Genomic DNA, 1475 nt, shown 5'->3' on the forward strand with positions numbered 1-1475 from the left:
CTAGGAGCCTGTCCGAGTAACGGGGTTTGAAGCCTGGTAGAGGGGGCAAGACGGGAGCCAATGAGGGCGGACCAGCGGCTTCAGCGGCCTGACTGTGCCAGCTTCAGCAGGTTGTGGGCGGTGCAGATCATCGCCCACTCGCCCCGGACCTGATCGAGCCCTCTCATCAGGAACTGTCGGAAGCCTCGGGCCTGCTTGATCTGTCCGAACACCGGCTCGACGACCTGCTTTCTAAGACGGTACCGACTGCGGCGCCCAGCCCGCTTCAGGCGGGCGGCCATCGCGCTCATCAACGGCATCTTGGTCAGCCTCCGGCGGCCGGCTGCGTCCGCCTCGCCATGACGCGCCCGGCCCGGAGCGAGGTAGCCCGTGATGCCGCGCTCCTTCAGCGCGGCGAGGTTCGCCTCGTTGGCGAAGCCGGCATCGCCCGAGACCTCCCGCGGCTTGCGCCCAAGGTGGGCGCGGAGCCCGTCTACAAGCGGCACGAGCGCGCGGTGATCGGCCGAGTTGGTCACGAGCCGATACGCGACGATCACCTGATGCGCCGCGTCGACTGCGACCTGGCCGTTGTAGCCCTGTACGAAGCCATCACGCGTGGGCAGGATCCGGCTGTCTGGGTCGGTGAAGTTGCGCTGCGCCCGGTCGGGCGGACTGCCGTCTTCGCCGCGTAGTGGCCGGCCCTGCCAACGCATGCCCGACGAGGCGCCCGGCCCGCTCTCGTCCTCGGGATCGGGCGGATCAGCCGCCTCCGCCTCCAGCGCGGCCTTGGCGGCGCGGATTGCTTCCAGCCGCCGCTGCTTGTCGGCCATCCAGTCCGGGGTCTCGTCGCCCCGACGGCTGGCACCGTGAGCCTGATCCTCCGCTGCGTCAGCCTCGCCCGCGCGATCCAACCAGGCTTGGACCTCAGCAGTCAGGGCCGGCTCGGCCGTCTTCATCCGGCCGTAGCTCATGGCTTTGTGGCGCGAGGCGTTCGCCTTCAGCTTGGTCCCGTCCACCGCCACGTGAGCGAACTCGACGAGACCCGCCGCCCGACATAGGCGCAGCACCTGCACGAACAGGTCGGACAGGGCCACGAGGTGGCGCTTGCGGAAGTCGGCGATGGTGCGGAAATCCGGTCGATTCAGGCCGGTCACGGCCATGACGTCGACCCGCTCCTCACAGGCGCGGGCGAGCTGGCGCGAGGAGTACAGGCCGCGGCTGTAGCCGTAGAGCAGGAGCGCTACCATCATGCCGGGATGGTAGGGCGGGTATCCGCGCTCCTCTGTGTAGGTGTCGAGGATGGCCGAGAGGTCCAGCGCCTCTCGCACCGTATCGCGGACGAAGTGCGCCATGTGCCCAGGCGGCACGAACTCGTGCAGCGAGGGCGGCAGCAGCCAGCCCTGATCGACGTCCCACGCGCGAAACACCTTGGCCATGAGCCGAGTGAATCATCCTCCCGATCCGCCGTCGAGGGAATTACTCGGACAGGCTCCTAG

Annotated in this window: 1 protein-coding gene; it reads right to left on the reverse strand. The window is 68.7% G+C overall.

Annotated elements, in window-relative coordinates; all coding sequences use genetic code 11:
- Positions 1 to 80: 80 nt before the first annotated feature.
- Positions 81 to 1415, reverse strand: a complete 1335-nt coding sequence (locus ME121_RS32700) for an IS1182 family transposase (RefSeq protein WP_059410331.1) — start codon at positions 1413 to 1415, stop codon at positions 81 to 83.
- Between the last annotated feature and the right edge of the window lie 60 nt (positions 1416 to 1475).

The organism is Methylobacterium sp. ME121, assembly GCF_000974725.1.
In the GTDB taxonomy this organism is placed as follows: domain Bacteria; phylum Pseudomonadota; class Alphaproteobacteria; order Rhizobiales; family Beijerinckiaceae; genus Methylobacterium; species Methylobacterium radiotolerans.

Bases quoted from the DNA above. Each gene is read 5' to 3' on its own strand.
- ME121_RS32700 (WP_059410331.1), bottom strand. From the start codon at position 1,415: ATGGCCAAGGTGTTTCGCGCGTGGGACGTCGATCAGGGCTGGCTGCTG.